The 13,395-nt window shown below is 57.8% G+C and carries 12 protein-coding genes; 7 read left to right on the forward strand and 5 right to left on the reverse strand.

Features of this window, described 5'->3' with window-relative positions:
• Nucleotides 1–146 precede the first annotated feature (146 nt).
• On the reverse strand, nucleotides 147–641 hold the full coding sequence (locus tag B1C80_RS25105; protein ID WP_077923953.1) for a GNAT family N-acetyltransferase: 495 nt from the start codon (nucleotides 639–641) through the stop codon (nucleotides 147–149).
• Between the two features lie 36 nt (nucleotides 642–677).
• Here B1C80_RS25105 and B1C80_RS25110 point away from each other — a divergent pair, with 36 nt between their 5' ends.
• Nucleotides 678–1,553, forward strand: coding sequence for a bestrophin family protein (locus tag B1C80_RS25110; protein ID WP_077923954.1), 876 nt, complete (start codon nucleotides 678–680; stop codon nucleotides 1,551–1,553).
• 12 nt (nucleotides 1,554–1,565) lie between these two features.
• Here B1C80_RS25110 and B1C80_RS25115 read toward each other — a convergent pair whose 3' ends face one another.
• Nucleotides 1,566–3,398 (reverse strand): family 43 glycosylhydrolase, encoded by a 1,833-nt coding sequence (locus tag B1C80_RS25115; RefSeq protein ID WP_077923955.1) that lies wholly within the window; start codon nucleotides 3,396–3,398, stop codon nucleotides 1,566–1,568.
• A gap of 129 nt (nucleotides 3,399–3,527) precedes the next feature.
• Here B1C80_RS25115 and B1C80_RS25120 point away from each other — a divergent pair, with 129 nt between their 5' ends.
• The 3 genes from B1C80_RS25120 (at nucleotide 3,528) to B1C80_RS25130 (ending at nucleotide 5,024) form a co-directional block, all read left to right on the forward strand.
• Complete coding sequence (locus B1C80_RS25120) at nucleotides 3,528–3,848, forward strand: antibiotic biosynthesis monooxygenase (protein ID WP_077923956.1); 321 nt, start codon at nucleotides 3,528–3,530, stop codon at nucleotides 3,846–3,848.
• Between the two features lie 33 nt (nucleotides 3,849–3,881).
• Nucleotides 3,882–4,442 (forward strand): TetR/AcrR family transcriptional regulator, encoded by a 561-nt coding sequence (locus B1C80_RS25125; RefSeq protein ID WP_077923957.1) that lies wholly within the window; start codon nucleotides 3,882–3,884, stop codon nucleotides 4,440–4,442.
• A gap of 162 nt (nucleotides 4,443–4,604) precedes the next feature.
• A complete protein-coding gene (locus B1C80_RS25130) occupies nucleotides 4,605–5,024 on the forward strand; it encodes a DUF6069 family protein (protein ID WP_077923958.1) in 420 nt (139 codons plus the stop codon).
• Between the two features lie 12 nt (nucleotides 5,025–5,036).
• On the opposite strand, the gene B1C80_RS25135 is transcribed toward B1C80_RS25130, so the two are convergent.
• Nucleotides 5,037–5,978, reverse strand: coding sequence for a DUF3445 domain-containing protein (locus tag B1C80_RS25135; RefSeq protein ID WP_077923959.1), 942 nt, complete (start codon nucleotides 5,976–5,978; stop codon nucleotides 5,037–5,039).
• 282 nt (nucleotides 5,979–6,260) lie between these two features.
• Here B1C80_RS25135 and B1C80_RS25140 point away from each other — a divergent pair, with 282 nt between their 5' ends.
• Complete coding sequence (locus B1C80_RS25140) at nucleotides 6,261–7,229, forward strand: quinone oxidoreductase (protein ID WP_077923960.1); 969 nt, start codon at nucleotides 6,261–6,263, stop codon at nucleotides 7,227–7,229.
• 97 nt (nucleotides 7,230–7,326) lie between these two features.
• Nucleotides 7,327–8,055 carry a DsbA family oxidoreductase gene (locus tag B1C80_RS25145; RefSeq protein ID WP_236648922.1) on the forward strand — a complete coding sequence of 243 codons (729 nt, stop codon included), beginning with the start codon at nucleotides 7,327–7,329 and terminating at the stop codon, nucleotides 8,053–8,055.
• A 262-nt stretch (nucleotides 8,056–8,317) separates the two neighbouring features.
• Here the strand turns inward: B1C80_RS25145 and B1C80_RS25150 are convergent, their stop codons facing one another.
• Nucleotides 8,318–9,262, reverse strand: coding sequence for a cation diffusion facilitator family transporter (locus B1C80_RS25150; RefSeq protein WP_077923961.1), 945 nt, complete (start codon nucleotides 9,260–9,262; stop codon nucleotides 8,318–8,320).
• A gap of 91 nt (nucleotides 9,263–9,353) precedes the next feature.
• On the opposite strand from B1C80_RS25150, the gene B1C80_RS25155 reads away from it, so the two are divergent.
• Nucleotides 9,354–10,625 (forward strand): GTP-binding protein, encoded by a 1,272-nt coding sequence (locus B1C80_RS25155; protein ID WP_077923962.1) that lies wholly within the window; start codon nucleotides 9,354–9,356, stop codon nucleotides 10,623–10,625.
• Between the two features lie 133 nt (nucleotides 10,626–10,758).
• Here B1C80_RS25155 and B1C80_RS25160 read toward each other — a convergent pair whose 3' ends face one another.
• Nucleotides 10,759–13,359, reverse strand: a complete 2,601-nt coding sequence (locus B1C80_RS25160; protein WP_255376600.1) for a glycosyl hydrolase — start codon at nucleotides 13,357–13,359, stop codon at nucleotides 10,759–10,761.
• Nucleotides 13,360–13,395: the final 36 nt, after the last annotated feature.

A 13,395-nucleotide genomic window follows, 5' to 3' on the forward strand; every position in this document is an offset into this window, starting at 1 on the left:
TCAACATCCTTTACCGCGTGCTAACGGCAAAGGATGTTGATATTGCTGACGCGAGTGAGACGCAAGGGCCGGGCCGCCGGGCGGTTGCTGACGCACAGGAGACGCAAGGGGTTGCTGACGCACAGGAGACGCAAAGGGTTGCGTCTCTACGGGAGGGGCAGAACGTAATACTGGCAATCGAAGGACTGGCCGAACTCGTGGATGCGTTTCTGATAGGTGGGCTGAAATCCGTGACGCTCGTAAAAACGCAGGAGGGCAGGACGGGTAGCGTCGGTTTCGAGCTGAATCTCGTAAATGTTGCGGGACAGGCACTCCGACCGGCAAAAGTCCAGGATAGCAGTGAACAGATCCTGACCGGCAAACTGGCGTCGGATGGCCAGCTTATGAATGAAGCCCGCCGTGTTGTCGGGTACATCGGGGTAGTAGAGCGGGTCTTTCCATTGCAGTATAAACGTGGCCGCGGGCGTTTGGTCGACGTAAAGAACGTAACAATTATCTCGAGTGTATTCATCGACTAAGTTGTCTATGGTCAGCGTGTCTAACTGCCACATTTCCTGGCCCGTATCGATGATCCACTGGCCCACTTCGTGCAGGATGGCGAGAAAATCGTCAAGTCGGTCGTTGCGAAAGGTAATGGTCATAGTTGCAAGTTAAGGGCACTTTTTGTTGGTTGCCATATGGTTGATTACAATTCCAAAGACTGGCTTCATGCCATCTTTTCGATGCACAGGGGCGATACGGCCCGGAAGCTGGGTCCTACGCTCCTTGGTATGCTGGTGTACTGCAGCGCGGTGGCCTACTTTATCATCGAATACGTTCATCCCGGTCCCGAATCCGATCTGAAGAACATCGCGATCATGCACTCGCTATTGGGGTTCGTAATCTCGACCCTGCTGGTGTTCCGCACCAACACCGCTTATGACCGCTGGTGGGAAGGCCGTAAGGCCTGGGGGAGCCTGACCAACAACTCCCGGAACCTGGCTATCAAACTGGCGCATATCCTGGCCGAGCAGGCAGAAGACCGGCTCTTTTTCAAGGCTATGATTCCGAACTACGCCTACGCGCTGAAGAATCACCTGCGCGGCATAGCGCAACCCGAAGAGTGGGAAGCCTGCCCCGGCTTCGACCCGGCTACGGTCGACCCAAAACGGCACCAGCCCAACCAGATCGCGACCCGGCTTTTCGGAAAAATGGACGAACTCTACCAGCGGGGTGTGTTACGCCCCGAACATCTGCTGGTGCTGAATGCCGAATTTCAGTCGTTTACCGACATCTGCGGCATCTGCGAACGGATTCATACAACGCCGATTCCGTATTCGTACTCCTCATTTCTGAAGAAATTTGTCGCCTTGTACTGCCTCACCCTCCCCATCGGCTACGTGCTGTCGCTGCATTACTGGGTCATCCCGGTCGTACTGATCGTGTTTTACGTGCTGACCAGTCTGGAACTGATCGCCGAAGAGATTGAGGACCCCTTTGGTACCGATGACAACGACCTGCCCACCGACCGGATGTCGGCCAATATCCGGCAGGCCGTTAAAGATTTGCTGTAAGCAGCAGCCCCGCTACCTGATCGATACCACCTCACTCAGACTCGATACCCCGTTTTCGTTGAACGACTCGATCGCAAAGTAGTAGGGAACCCCCACGTTCAGCGCCCGCAGCTCGAAGGTCCCCGGCGCATCGTTCCAGAACTGGTAGGTCTGGTAAAGTTTATCGGGGGCAATGCCCCAGCGGATGTTGTAGCCGGTAGCATTGGCCACTTTTTTCCAGCTCAGGTCAACGTTGCGCTGATCGGTCTGGCGTTTGGCGGTCAGGGTCGTGGGGGCGGGTGCTTTTCCCAGTCCGTTGCCAAATACCCGGAACGCGTTAATGCTCAGATGTTTGCCCGCGGTGTATACGTGTTCGTACCGTACGTAGCGCGCCCGAACCGGCCTGCCGTCTGCCCGGGCAGGAATCTCTACGTAGGCACAGGCGTGATCTTTTTTCGGCTCTTTGGTCAGGTCGGCCACCACCTCGAATTTCTTCCCATCGGTCGAGGTCAGAATCCTGAACTGGGTGTAGACCGTCGAGTCAGAATCGAAAATGGCGAGTTTGTAGTCGAAATAATTGACCTGTACGGCCCGGATGTCGTGCTCTGCTCCCAGGTCGGTTGTCAGCGTTTCGCCCGCGCGGTTTTGGCCGGCCACCCAGAACGTACGAGGATTTTCGTCGGCTACGCGATCAACGCTGACCGTATCGGCCGGACCGGTACCGAGCGTAGACGAGGCCGTAACGGGTTTTTTATAGTTGAGCAGCATCCAGCCCGTGAACAGGTCTTCGCGACCTGGCCCCGATCGAGTATCCAGTTTCTTGGTGGGCAGGAAGTGCGGATAGTCCCCAAAACGGGTGTCGGCGTAGAGCTGATCGTCCTTGTCGAAGCCCGCCGGATTCATCACGATTCGGCGTTCCATACCCCAGTTGACCCCGATCCAGGTGGTTCCGGTATTCCAGTAGTTGCCATACACATCCTGAAAGGTGTTGCCGTGTCCACAGCCCGTTGCGAACCCGCCCGGTTTGTAGGCAATGGGGTTATACGGCGCGTATTCGAAGGGTCCCAGCGGACTTTTGCCCACGTAGGTGCCGTTGCCGTAGACGTTGTATTCGGTGCCGGGGGCGCCGTATTGCAGATAATATTTACCGTTGTGTTTGGTCATCCAGGCCCCCTCGACAAAGGGTTTGAACGGATCGGAATGGTTCGGGCCAAAGCGTTCCCAGCCGTGTTTGTAGGGGTCGAGCCAGAGCATCGCTTTGTACGCTTCGGCCGGGTTGTTTCCGGCGTAGGTCAGGTTGCGATTCTTGTCCAGCTCGGCGCCAAAAAGCGGATAAACGTTCGACGATCCCCAGTACATGTACCACTTGTCGGTGTCCTCGTCGTGGAAAAGAGCCGGGTCCCAGGGGCCGATGTCTTTGGGCAGGCGTGGTAACCAGCGGTTATAGAATTTCAGTTTTCCTTTCTCGGGCTCGGTCGATATAAAGATGGGTCGCTGCTCGAAGGTGCTTTGGAAGAGATAAAGCGTATCGCGTACCGACAGCGCTGCGGGCGCGCACATATCTTCCATCGGCCACTTGTCGGGTACCACGTATTGCCAGTTCGAGAGATCTTTGGAGTGCCACCAGCCGCCCTGAATCGTGACAAACAGGTAGTACTCACCCTTGTGGTTGATGATGACCGGATCGGCTCCCGAGCGATACGATATTCGTTCGTTCAGCTGTTCGAAATTGTACCGGTAGCTGATATCCATTGGATTACAGTAGGTACGCGCCGATGAGCCGATGGGCCGGCTGGCTGGCGACTGGGCTACCGAAGGCCCCAGACTGACTATCACGATAAGCAGACATAAAAAAAGAGTACGCATACGGCCAGGGTTGTTTTAGGGCGTTAAAGATAGACGTCCTGCCGATAGCGTCAAACGGTTATTCCGATGGGTATCGTATTATTGCAGAAGCAATGGGCGAGTTTATATTAGTCCCATCGATACGGTTCTATGCTGGCTCAAACGCCCCAACCTCCTTATTACGCCGTCATTTTCAGCTCCCTTCGGACCAGTGAGACCGACGGATACGGCGATATGGCAACTCGTATGGTTGAGTTAGCCCACGAACAGCCGGGCTTCCTGGGGGTCGAGTCGGCCCGGCAGGAGGTGGGCATCACGGTCTCGTACTGGGATAGCCTGGACGCGATTCGTCAGTGGAAGCAGCATGCCGAACACCGCTTGGCTCAGCAGCAGGGTCGTCAGCGCTGGTATGAATCCTACACGGTTCGGATCTGTCGGGTAGAGCGGGCGTATGCATTCGATCGTCTGTGAACTTTTCTTATGTAACACTGTTACAAGATAAATATGTCACGTAAAGCTGAGTACCAGGAGTCGTTAAAGCAGGATATTCTTCATCAAACGCTAACATTGGCCAGCGAAGAAGGATGGCCGGGGGTTTCGACACGAAAGATTGCGGATCGGCTTCAGACCAGTACCACGGCTATTTACCATTATTTTGGTGGAAAAGACGCTATTCTGGTCGAGTTACAGCGGGAAGGATTTCGCCAGCTGGCTGCTGCTCAGGAAGCGGCTCTGGCTACTCGTGACGGAAAACCGAAGAAACAGCTGAAAGCCGTGTCGCTGGCTATGTTACGGTTTGCGAAGGAAAACCCGGAGCGGTACGCCTTGATGTTCAATCTCAACGGGGCCGTTTGTCATGGCGACGCGTCGGAAGAAGCGTTGGTGAGCATGCGGCAGGTTCAGTCGGTTGTAGAGCAGCTTACCGCCGATAACGTAGAATCAGTACTCATGCACTGGTTTGCCATGATGCAGGGGTTTGTGGCCCTGGCCCTGCACGATTGCCACGCTGATCGATTTGAACAGCTTGTCGACGAGGCCGTGAGCCGGTTTATAAAAGGCTTGTAGCCTTTTATTTTTTGCTTTATCTAAAACAGTGTTATAAAATATATCGATGATGTAGAGTAGTTGTAGCGGAGCTCTTACCCCTGGCTGATCCTGCGTCGATAGTCGTTTGTCCTTTTACCCAAATACCCCAAATCCAGTATCCATCTCAAACCAATTTGTCCTATGGAATCTCAAGTGACTACCCCTGTTCGTGTACAAAAAGTCCTGTATCCAGCCCTGGCAGCTGGCCTGGTTGCAGCTGTGATAAACGCGGTTCTGTTCTGGATTGGCTCGGCAACGGGGGCTGTTCCGGCTGATCTGATTATTCCAAATGCCGGGCAGCCGCTTACCATCGTGCCGGTCATTATCAGCTCTGTACTACCGGCTTTGGTGGCCGGACTCGTCTTTTTTCTCCTGATTCGGTTTACCCGAAACCCGCTCCGGATTTTCAACTGGGTAGCTGCTATCGTGCTGCTCCTGTCGTTTGCCTCACCGTTCTCCATTCCCAATGTGCCGATCGGTATGGTGGTTGTACTGGAGCTGATGCACGTCGTTGTGGCTGGGTCGGTACTGATTGCATTCAATAAATACGTAAAACGGTAGGTCGTCGCCCAATTAAAGCCCTATACCATTGGCGACCTGCTGTTCCAGAAATTCAAGGAGCGGGCGTTCGAACGGCGCAATGGCCTTGTAGGTCAGCATATCGCGGGGCGTTGTGCGGAGGGTGTTGAGCATCCGCCGGGCCCGATCGTATCGAAACGCTTCGTGGGCGAGCAGATTCTGGTAGGTGTGAATGCCGAACAGGATAGCTCCCGAGCGGGGTAGTTTCGTAAAGGTCTGGCGTTCTATCCGGATAAACAGCTGATCGCCAATGGTATCGGCGGCCATACCGGGTGCGCGCTGGCTGAGGTCGTCGTTGTAGGACGCTGAATACCGGGTCGAGAGATCCAGCTGGTCGGTAATCTTGAAGTTCCAGCTGGCCCGCCAGACGGGTCGGTGGGTTGGGATGCGTTCCAGGAGTTTCTGAGCCGCTTGCAGGGTCGGTTGTACCGCGTCCGGGGCGGGTTTGTGAATGCCCAGAAACGTTTGGCCAAACTTGTCGTCGAGGCACCAGCCGTTCGGGAAACAGAGCTGACCCGCTACCAGTGCGGCCCCTTCTTCAGCGCTCAGAATCAGCAGGTCTTCCTGTACCTGACGGCCAACCCAGTCGAGGGGGGCCAGCGGCAACGTATCGGGCTGACCAAAGGTGAAGTGCTGGTCTTCGTTCAGGAGGTGGTTTTGCCAGTGCCAGTCCGGGCCGTTTTGCGTGAGGCTGAAGTGGTCCGGGTAATGCGTGGCGGCCTCGGTCAGCAGTCGTTCCAGCACATCCCACTGCGCCGGCTCGGTACCGGGCCGTGCCCGGAAGTAGTACCGGTGGTCCTGAGTGAGTAGCGCTCGTTTTCGGGCAATTTCGGTCGGGTAGTGTTCGTCTACTTCAACCAGGGTTTCGTCGGGTCGCAGGAGAGCCGTACCCATACGATGGTCAAATTCATTGCCGAAGGGGAAGTAAGGTAGCATATACTCAGCCGGTTGGTCCGATAGGCTAAACTAACTGACTGCTACCTCTTTCCCTATACTATGTGGCAAATGGTCTGTTATTTAGAAATAAATACTACTAATCCATGAATTCGCCCTATTTTATTAGGATGGGTTCGCTTCGATGAGCGTTAGCTGGCTCCTCCGCTGTGTCGGACGGCAGCCGGGCCGCAAGTTTTTGGGCGACTGATGGATCGAGAAATTTAGATTTGTTTTTGAACGCGGACGCGTGGTCGCTTGGTTAGGAGGGCAAACGTCTTTTGTATGCGTGCCATTCAATTTAGTCAAACCGGCGGACCGGACGTATTGACGCTGGTCGATCGGCCGACACCGACACCCGGCCCCGGCGAAGCGCTGATCCGGCTGACGGCTATTGGGATCAACTACATCGATACCTACCACCGCACCGGTCTGTATCCGGTGCCGCTGCCCTACATACCCGGTTCCGAAGGGGCGGGCGTGATCGAGGCCGTTGGCGAAGGCGTAACGGACTTGTCGGTCGGGCAGCGGGTAGCCTACAGCATGGCCCCCGGTTCGTATGCCGAATACGTGGTCGTTGCGGCCGATAAGCTTGTTCCCGTACCGGATGAGATTACTGATCAGCAGGCCGCGGCTGTGCTCCTGCAGGGCATGACGGCGCACTACCTGGCCTTTACGACCTACCCGATCCGGCCGGGCGATACGGTGCTGGTACATGCGGGCGCCGGGGGCGTTGGCCTGTTGCTGACCCAGATTGCCCGGATGCGGGGCGCCCGCGTTATCACCACCGTATCGACTGAAGAAAAAGCCGAACTCTCACGCCAGAACGGAGCCGACGAAGTTATCTTATATACCCAGACCGACTTCACCGCCGAAGTACGTCGGTTAACGGGCGGGCAAGGCGTTCATGCGGTCTACGATTCGGTCGGGAAATCGACTTTTGAAGGCAGCCTCGATAGTCTGCGACCGCTGGGTACCATGGTATCGTTCGGGAACGCCAGCGGGGCCGTGCCACCGTTTGCGCCCGCTATCCTGAATACAAAAGGGTCGCTGATGTTTACCCGTCCCTCGCTGGGCCATTATATCCTGACCCGCGCGGCCCTGCTCGAACGGGCTACTGCCGTGCTGAACTGGGTGCGTTCGGGCCAGCTGAACGTGCGTATTCAGCCGCCCTACGCCCTGGCCGATGCCGCGCAGGCGCACCGTGACCTGGAAGGACGAGGCACCACCGGAAAGCTGTTGCTGCTGCCGTAAAGTTACAACCAACGGGCTCATCGGGCATGGCCAGACGGATTGAAACCGGGGCGCTTGACGAGCCGAAACCAATTGTTTTTACTAACTAGAAAAGCCAATGATTGCTCAGGAAACGAAAATGCAGGTAGAGATCTGGTCGGATGTGATGTGCCCGTTCTGCTACATCGGCAAGCGAAAATTCGAAGCGGCCCTCGACCAGTTTGCTGATCGGGATTCGGTAGAGGTTGTCTGGAAAAGTTTTCAGCTCGACCCCGACCAGCCGACGCTTCCCGACAAAACGATTTATGAATACCTGGCCGAACGCAAGGGAATGTCGGTTGCGCAGGCTCGCCAAATGACGGCCCACGTCACCGACGTAGCCAGCCAGGTTGGGCTTACTTTCCACTTCGATCAATCGGTTACGGCCAACTCGTTCGATGCGCACCGGTTGCTGCACCTGGCCAAACAGCATGGCCGTCAGAACGAAGCCGAGGAGCGGCTATTTGCGGCTTATTTCACCGAGGGCCGGAACATTGCCGATCGGGCTACCCTGATCGAGTTGGGCCAGACCATCGGTCTCGATCCCGCCGAGGTGCGTTCAGTCCTGGAAAGCGACCAGCACACCGATGCCGTTCGGCACGACATCTACGAAGCCCGACAGTTTGGCGTGCAGGGCGTGCCGTTTTTTGTCTTCGACCGGAAGTATGCCGTGTCGGGCGCGCAGCCAAGTCAAACGTTTCTGGAGGCTATCAAAACCTCCTTTGGCGAGTGGAAACAGGAAGCGGGCGCGTCGACCCTGGCGGTGGCGCAGGGTGAGACCTGCACACCTGATGGCGATTGTCAGTAAGTGAATTGACCAGTCTCGCTGGTTATAGAACCCGTCGCCCCGTCGGGGCTTAGTGGTTGTTTGGGGAAGTCAGATTTTACACCCCCAGCCCCCTGAAGGGACGTTCGGCCGCTGCCGGAGGTAACCCCGCCGAATGGGCTCCCCCTTCAGGGGGCTGGGGGGTAAAAAGCCCTGTCCTTCGAGCCACTGGAAGCCCAAAATACCTGCTCTATACACCCGAACCCCGGCGGGGTGGGGCATTTGATTGCGTAAACATCGTGCATCAGCAGGTAATCGGGTCGTGACCGGGACTGGTAATGGCTTCGGTTTCCAGCGTGGCGTGACTGATGTTCTGATGCAACAATCGATGCCGGGCTTCTTCTTTCAGGGTAGTGATCTGCATATCGCTGAGGTCCGGTTCCAGAACCAGATGGGCGGTGAGGGCGTTTTCGGTCGTGCTCATCGCCCATACGTGTACATGGTGAACCGCATTGATACCCGGTACCGTCTGTAGGTCGCGAACCACCTCGGCCAGATCGATCCCCGCCGGAACCCCGTCCAGCGAGAGCCGCAGACTTTCGGTCAGCAGCCGCCAGGTCGAGAGCAGAATGACCCCGGCTACGATAATGCCAATGACCGGATCGAGCCAGACCCAGCCCGTATAGCTGATCAGCACCCCCGCCACCACAACCCCCGCCGATACCAGCGCGTCGGCCAGCAGGTGCAGGTAAGCCCCCCGAACGTTCAGATCGTGATCTTTATCCCGAAAAAATAACAGCGCCGATACCGTATTGACCACAATACCGACGCCCGCTACCCAGGCGACCGGTCCGCCCGCCACCGGTTCGGGCCGATAGAAACGGCCAATACTCTCCCAGAGAATAGCCCCGATCGTTACGAGCAGAATGACGGCGTTACCGAGCGATGCCAGCACCGTACTTTTCCGGAACCCGTAGGTGAAGTTGGTCGAGGTGCGCACCCGCGCCAGCCGAAACGCCAGCAGCGAGAGCAGTAACCCGGCTACGTCGCTGAGGTTATGACCCGCATCGGCAATGAGCGCTACCGAGTTGTAGTAGACCCCCAGGCTAAATTCAGCAACGACATAAACGGTATTGAGCACTGCGCCGACAATCAGCGCCCGGTTCACGTGCGTCAGCGTAACCGGCCCGTGCGAATGCCCCGCATGGCTGTGATCATGCGCTGGCCCGTGAGCGTGTGTATGTGGCATACCGAAATAACCATATCAGATCGGTAATAGCCAATATTTATTTATGCAACATTGTTGCATTTATGAAATCTGATCTTACTTTTGCCGGACTATGAGCACGACAAAAGAGATACAGGGGTCTGTTAGCCAGCACATAAGGGCCGATCAGCGGTTGCCGGTCACGGTACTGAGCGGCTTTCTGGGAGCGGGTAAAACAACGTTGCTGAACCACATTTTGCGGAATAAGCAGGGATTGCGGGTAGCGGTCATCGTGAACGACATGAGCGAGATCAACGTCGATGCCGAGCTGGTCAGGCAGGAGGGCGGACTGTCGCGTACGGAAGAGAAGCTGGTCGAGCTGTCGAACGGCTGCATTTGCTGTACACTGCGCGAAGACCTCATCGTTGAGGTCGAAAAGCTGGCCCGAGAAGGTCGATTCGACTACCTGATCATCGAGTCGTCGGGAATTTCGGAGCCGCTGCCGGTGGCCCAGACGTTTACGTTCCAGTCGGCCGATGCGGAGACGGGCGGGGTAGACCTGTCTCGGTTCGCGCGGCTCGATACGCTGGTTACGGTGGTCGATGCGCTCAACTTCCCCAAGGATTTTGGCAGTATCGACACCGTACATGGCCGGTCGCTCAACGAAGACGCCAGCGACACACGCACCATCGTGAACCTGCTGACCGATCAGATTGAGTTTGCCGATGTGCTGATTCTGAACAAAACCGACCTGCTCAGCCGGCAGCAAACGGGCGAGTTGAAGGCCATACTGCACACGCTCAACCCCGGGGCCAGGCTGGTCGAGAGTCAGTTCAGCCGCGTCGATCTGACCGAGGTGCTCAACACCCGCCGTTTCGATTTCGACGTCGTCTCGCAGTCGGCCGGCTGGATTCAGGAGTTACAGAATCAGCAGGCCGGAAAAGCACACAAGCCCGAAACCGAGGAGTACGGCATTTCATCGTTTGTATTTCGCGACCGGCGGCCCTTCCATCCCGCCCGCTTCTGGGACTACCTGAGCGAAAATTTTCCGGCCGGGATTCTGCGCAGTAAAGGGTTGTTCTGGCTGGCGTCGCGCCCGGCCGACGCGCTGAATTTCAGTCAGGCTGGGGGCAGCCTGCGGGCCGAAGCGGCTGGGGTCTGGTGGGCCTCGATGCCGTTTCAGCAGCGGGTGCGTTACGGGTCGTTTCTGGACAATCAGTCGGAGATCGAAGCGCGCTGGCACAAACGGTTTGGCGATCGGCAAAACGAGCTGGTCATCATAGGGCAGGATCTGGACCGGCAGCAGATTACTGCCGAACTAAACGACTGCCTCTGTACCGAACTGGAGCTGAAACACATGGAATCAGGTGGCGCTTTCCGCGATCCGTTCCCGGTCTGGGAATAAGCAGGTGCGGAACGGATCGCGGTTCCGCTACCGAATCGACATTCTCGTTGCGGGTGGGTGAGTGGCTGAAGGCTTCACAGATGATTGGGTACTTTTTGATAGTCAAGCACTCCCCACCCGCCAGAATACCTGATTATTGGTACGACACAATTCGTACCGGACCCAGCAGACCCGAGGGTTCAGCCGGCCAGCGGCTGGCATCGAAGGGCCGGTAGCGAATGTCGACGATGTTGATATCGTGGAATTTCTTCCAGCCGGGCTGCTGCCGATCGTACAGGCGCATGTAGTTGGCCGACAGGTTCGTTACGTCGATGTCGAGTCGGTTGCGGCCCGGCTTCAGTTGCCCGGCCGGTATGGTTAGTCGAAACGGTAAGCACCAGGCCGTACCGAGTGGCTTGCCGTTGAGCCGGACGGCAGCTACCTCGCGTACCGAACCCAGGTCCAGTTCATAAACAGCCGCCGGGTCTATACTGGCCGACAGGTCGAACGTGGTTTCGTACCGAACGGTGCCCCAGAAGTAACCGGCCGAATCGGCCAGGGTTGTCCAGGAGGTCAGCTCCGGAACCTGTCGGCTGAGGTTGAGCGCTGGCTGGCCGGTCATAAACGTCAGCTGCCAGGGACCACCGATCGGCAGCGCCATCGGTTGGCCGGGCCCGACCGATGCAACGGGTGGCGACCGATCGGGCCGGGGGGCGGCTGGCGATACGGTCAGAAAGCACGACTGCCCCGGTTCCAGCCGGAGCCAGACCGAGCGGGTCGATTGTAAACGCCGGTCGGGTAGGGTGCTTTGCTGGTTCGTCAGCGGGTCGTAGCGAATGACCGGGCCGCCCGAAGCTGCCAGGGTTATCCACCCGGCCCGAAACTGATTTTCCAGGTTTGTAATAAAATACTGAACACTGTCGCCCTGCCGCTTGCGGATGAATGACAAACCCCGGCTGGCCCAGGCTTCGCGCCGGATTCCGATGGTGCCGAGCGTAGCTGCTACGTCCCGGCTGATCGAAACGACTGGCAGCCGACGCAGGCCTGCCCCCAGCTGACGGAGGGTTTGCGAGCGTGCCTGATGCTGGTAAAAACCGGGTACCTGCTCGGGTAAGCCACCTTCAAAGATGATCCGAACGCCCTGTCGGGCCAGCCGGTTGAGCTGGGCCATTGTCGTTTCAGGCAGGTATGTACAGCGCGGAATAACAACCGCACGGTAGCTGGCGTTGCCGGCCAGGATACGGCCCTGTCGGTCGGTTTTCAGGGTACTCAGCAGCTGATCCGATACGTAATCGAAGGCATAGCCGCGCAGGCGCAGGCTGTCGCACAACTGTCCGAAGGGGAGGGGCAGCAGCCAGCGGTCAACGTGGTGAACCTCGAGCATATGCAGCCCCCCGGCCGATCGGGCGCGGGTAGCCCACAGGTCGTGCATGGGGAAATAAACCAGCAGGTCGTTGTCGGGGCGCGATGTCTGTAGGCGGCTCTGACAGCGGTCGATGTACTGATTCAGCAGCGGGAGTTGCGGCCAGAAATGGGACGACGGCCCATAGTTGGTCGACGCGTAAAACAACCAGCCCGGCCAGGACGGGTTCGATCCGTTCTGACCAGCGGGCGAATAGGTAATGCCGTGGTAAAAAATATGGTTGATGCCGGCCGTAAACAGCTCGTCGACCTGCGGCTTGATCTGCGACAGGCTCACCTTGAAATGATCGGCCAGCCAGGTGCCGGTTTCGGAGCTGACGAGCGGTTTGCCGGTCAGGTTGGCGGCCGACGACGCAAATTTCATGGCCAGCGGGTGGGGCGTTCCGAATCGATCGATTTCGTAGTTCTCGTCAACCCGAAGCCCCGGAATCGGGAAACGACTACTCCCGAACGATTCGGTTTCGGGAATGCTGGCCAGCGCGTAGAGATCGATCAGGTTGCCCGGCGACCCGTGGGCCTGGTAGCGCGTCTGGTAACCTCGCTGAGTCGCCCAGCGGGTCCAGGTGCCGGCCGATGCATCGCGCAGCAGCTCGGCCAGGGTTTGCTGATAATCCTGCCGGACCCGCAGCCCATCGGTGCTGGTGCTGTCGAGGAAAGCCGTGAGCTGGCTGCTGAGGTCGTAGCCCCGGCGCTGGCGAAATTCGGCGGGGAAGTCGGTTGTCCAGTTGGCGCCGTAGGCTTCATACGAATCGTTATAAACGGCGCGGGGCTGGGTTGGCAGGGTCGCCAGTGTAGAATCGAACCGGCGCAGGTACTGCTGCATGGCCGCTTGACTGAACGGATCGATAACGGGCCCCTCGCCCCCCGGCGCGGCTCGTTTGACCTGCTGCCGGGTGGGCTTACTAACCAGCTGCCCCGCCTGTAGCTGCCATTGCCGGGCCGCCATGTCGGGCGTTACGTTCGGGCCACCGAAGGGCCAGCCGGTTCCGGTTGTCAGGTCGACGCCCAGGCCCAGCCGGTTGGCTTCGCGGACGGTATGCGCAAAAACGCTCAGCCAGCGCGGACTCAGAAATGGAATCGACTGCGCTTCGTAGCCCCGCACGCCATAGATCGGGATGATATGAACACCCCCCAGTCCGGCTTTGGCAAACTGGTCGAGCTGCCGCGAAATGTCGGCTTCGCTGACGGCGCTGCCCATCCACCACCAGTACGTCCAGGGTCGGGTAGTTGAGGGTTTGGCCGACCTGGCGGGCGACTGAGCCGATGCGGATAACGAAGCCATAGCCAGCCATAGACCGACCAGCAATAAGGCAAAACGGGTAAACGATCTCATTACCTGCTTCAAGCCCGAACCGGTTTAAAAATACTC

The sequence above is a fragment of the Spirosoma sp. 209 genome, from assembly GCF_002006735.1.
In the GTDB taxonomy this organism is placed as follows: Bacteria; Bacteroidota; Bacteroidia; order Cytophagales; family Spirosomataceae; genus Spirosoma; species Spirosoma sordidisoli.

What these genes read in the sequence shown, in the direction of transcription:
- B1C80_RS25135 (WP_077923959.1), bottom strand. Translation starts at nt 5,978, where the DNA reads ATGCTACCTTACTTCCCCTTCGGCAATGAATTTGACCATCGTATGGGT.
- B1C80_RS25125 (WP_077923957.1), top strand. Translation starts at nt 3,882, where the DNA reads ATGTCACGTAAAGCTGAGTACCAGGAGTCGTTAAAGCAGGATATTCTT.
- B1C80_RS25110 (WP_077923954.1), top strand. Translation starts at nt 678, where the DNA reads ATGGTTGATTACAATTCCAAAGACTGGCTTCATGCCATCTTTTCGATG.
- B1C80_RS25105 (WP_077923953.1), bottom strand. Translation starts at nt 641, where the DNA reads ATGACCATTACCTTTCGCAACGACCGACTTGACGATTTTCTCGCCATC.
- B1C80_RS25120 (WP_077923956.1), top strand. Translation starts at nt 3,528, where the DNA reads ATGCTGGCTCAAACGCCCCAACCTCCTTATTACGCCGTCATTTTCAGC.
- B1C80_RS25155 (WP_077923962.1), top strand. Translation starts at nt 9,354, where the DNA reads ATGAGCACGACAAAAGAGATACAGGGGTCTGTTAGCCAGCACATAAGG.
- B1C80_RS25130 (WP_077923958.1), top strand. Translation starts at nt 4,605, where the DNA reads ATGGAATCTCAAGTGACTACCCCTGTTCGTGTACAAAAAGTCCTGTAT.
- B1C80_RS25160 (WP_255376600.1), bottom strand. Translation starts at nt 13,359, where the DNA reads ATGAGATCGTTTACCCGTTTTGCCTTATTGCTGGTCGGTCTATGGCTG.
- B1C80_RS25145 (WP_236648922.1), top strand. Translation starts at nt 7,327, where the DNA reads ATGATTGCTCAGGAAACGAAAATGCAGGTAGAGATCTGGTCGGATGTG.
- B1C80_RS25115 (WP_077923955.1), bottom strand. Translation starts at nt 3,398, where the DNA reads ATGCGTACTCTTTTTTTATGTCTGCTTATCGTGATAGTCAGTCTGGGG.
- B1C80_RS25150 (WP_077923961.1), bottom strand. Translation starts at nt 9,262, where the DNA reads ATGCCACATACACACGCTCACGGGCCAGCGCATGATCACAGCCATGCG.
- B1C80_RS25140 (WP_077923960.1), top strand. Translation starts at nt 6,261, where the DNA reads ATGCGTGCCATTCAATTTAGTCAAACCGGCGGACCGGACGTATTGACG.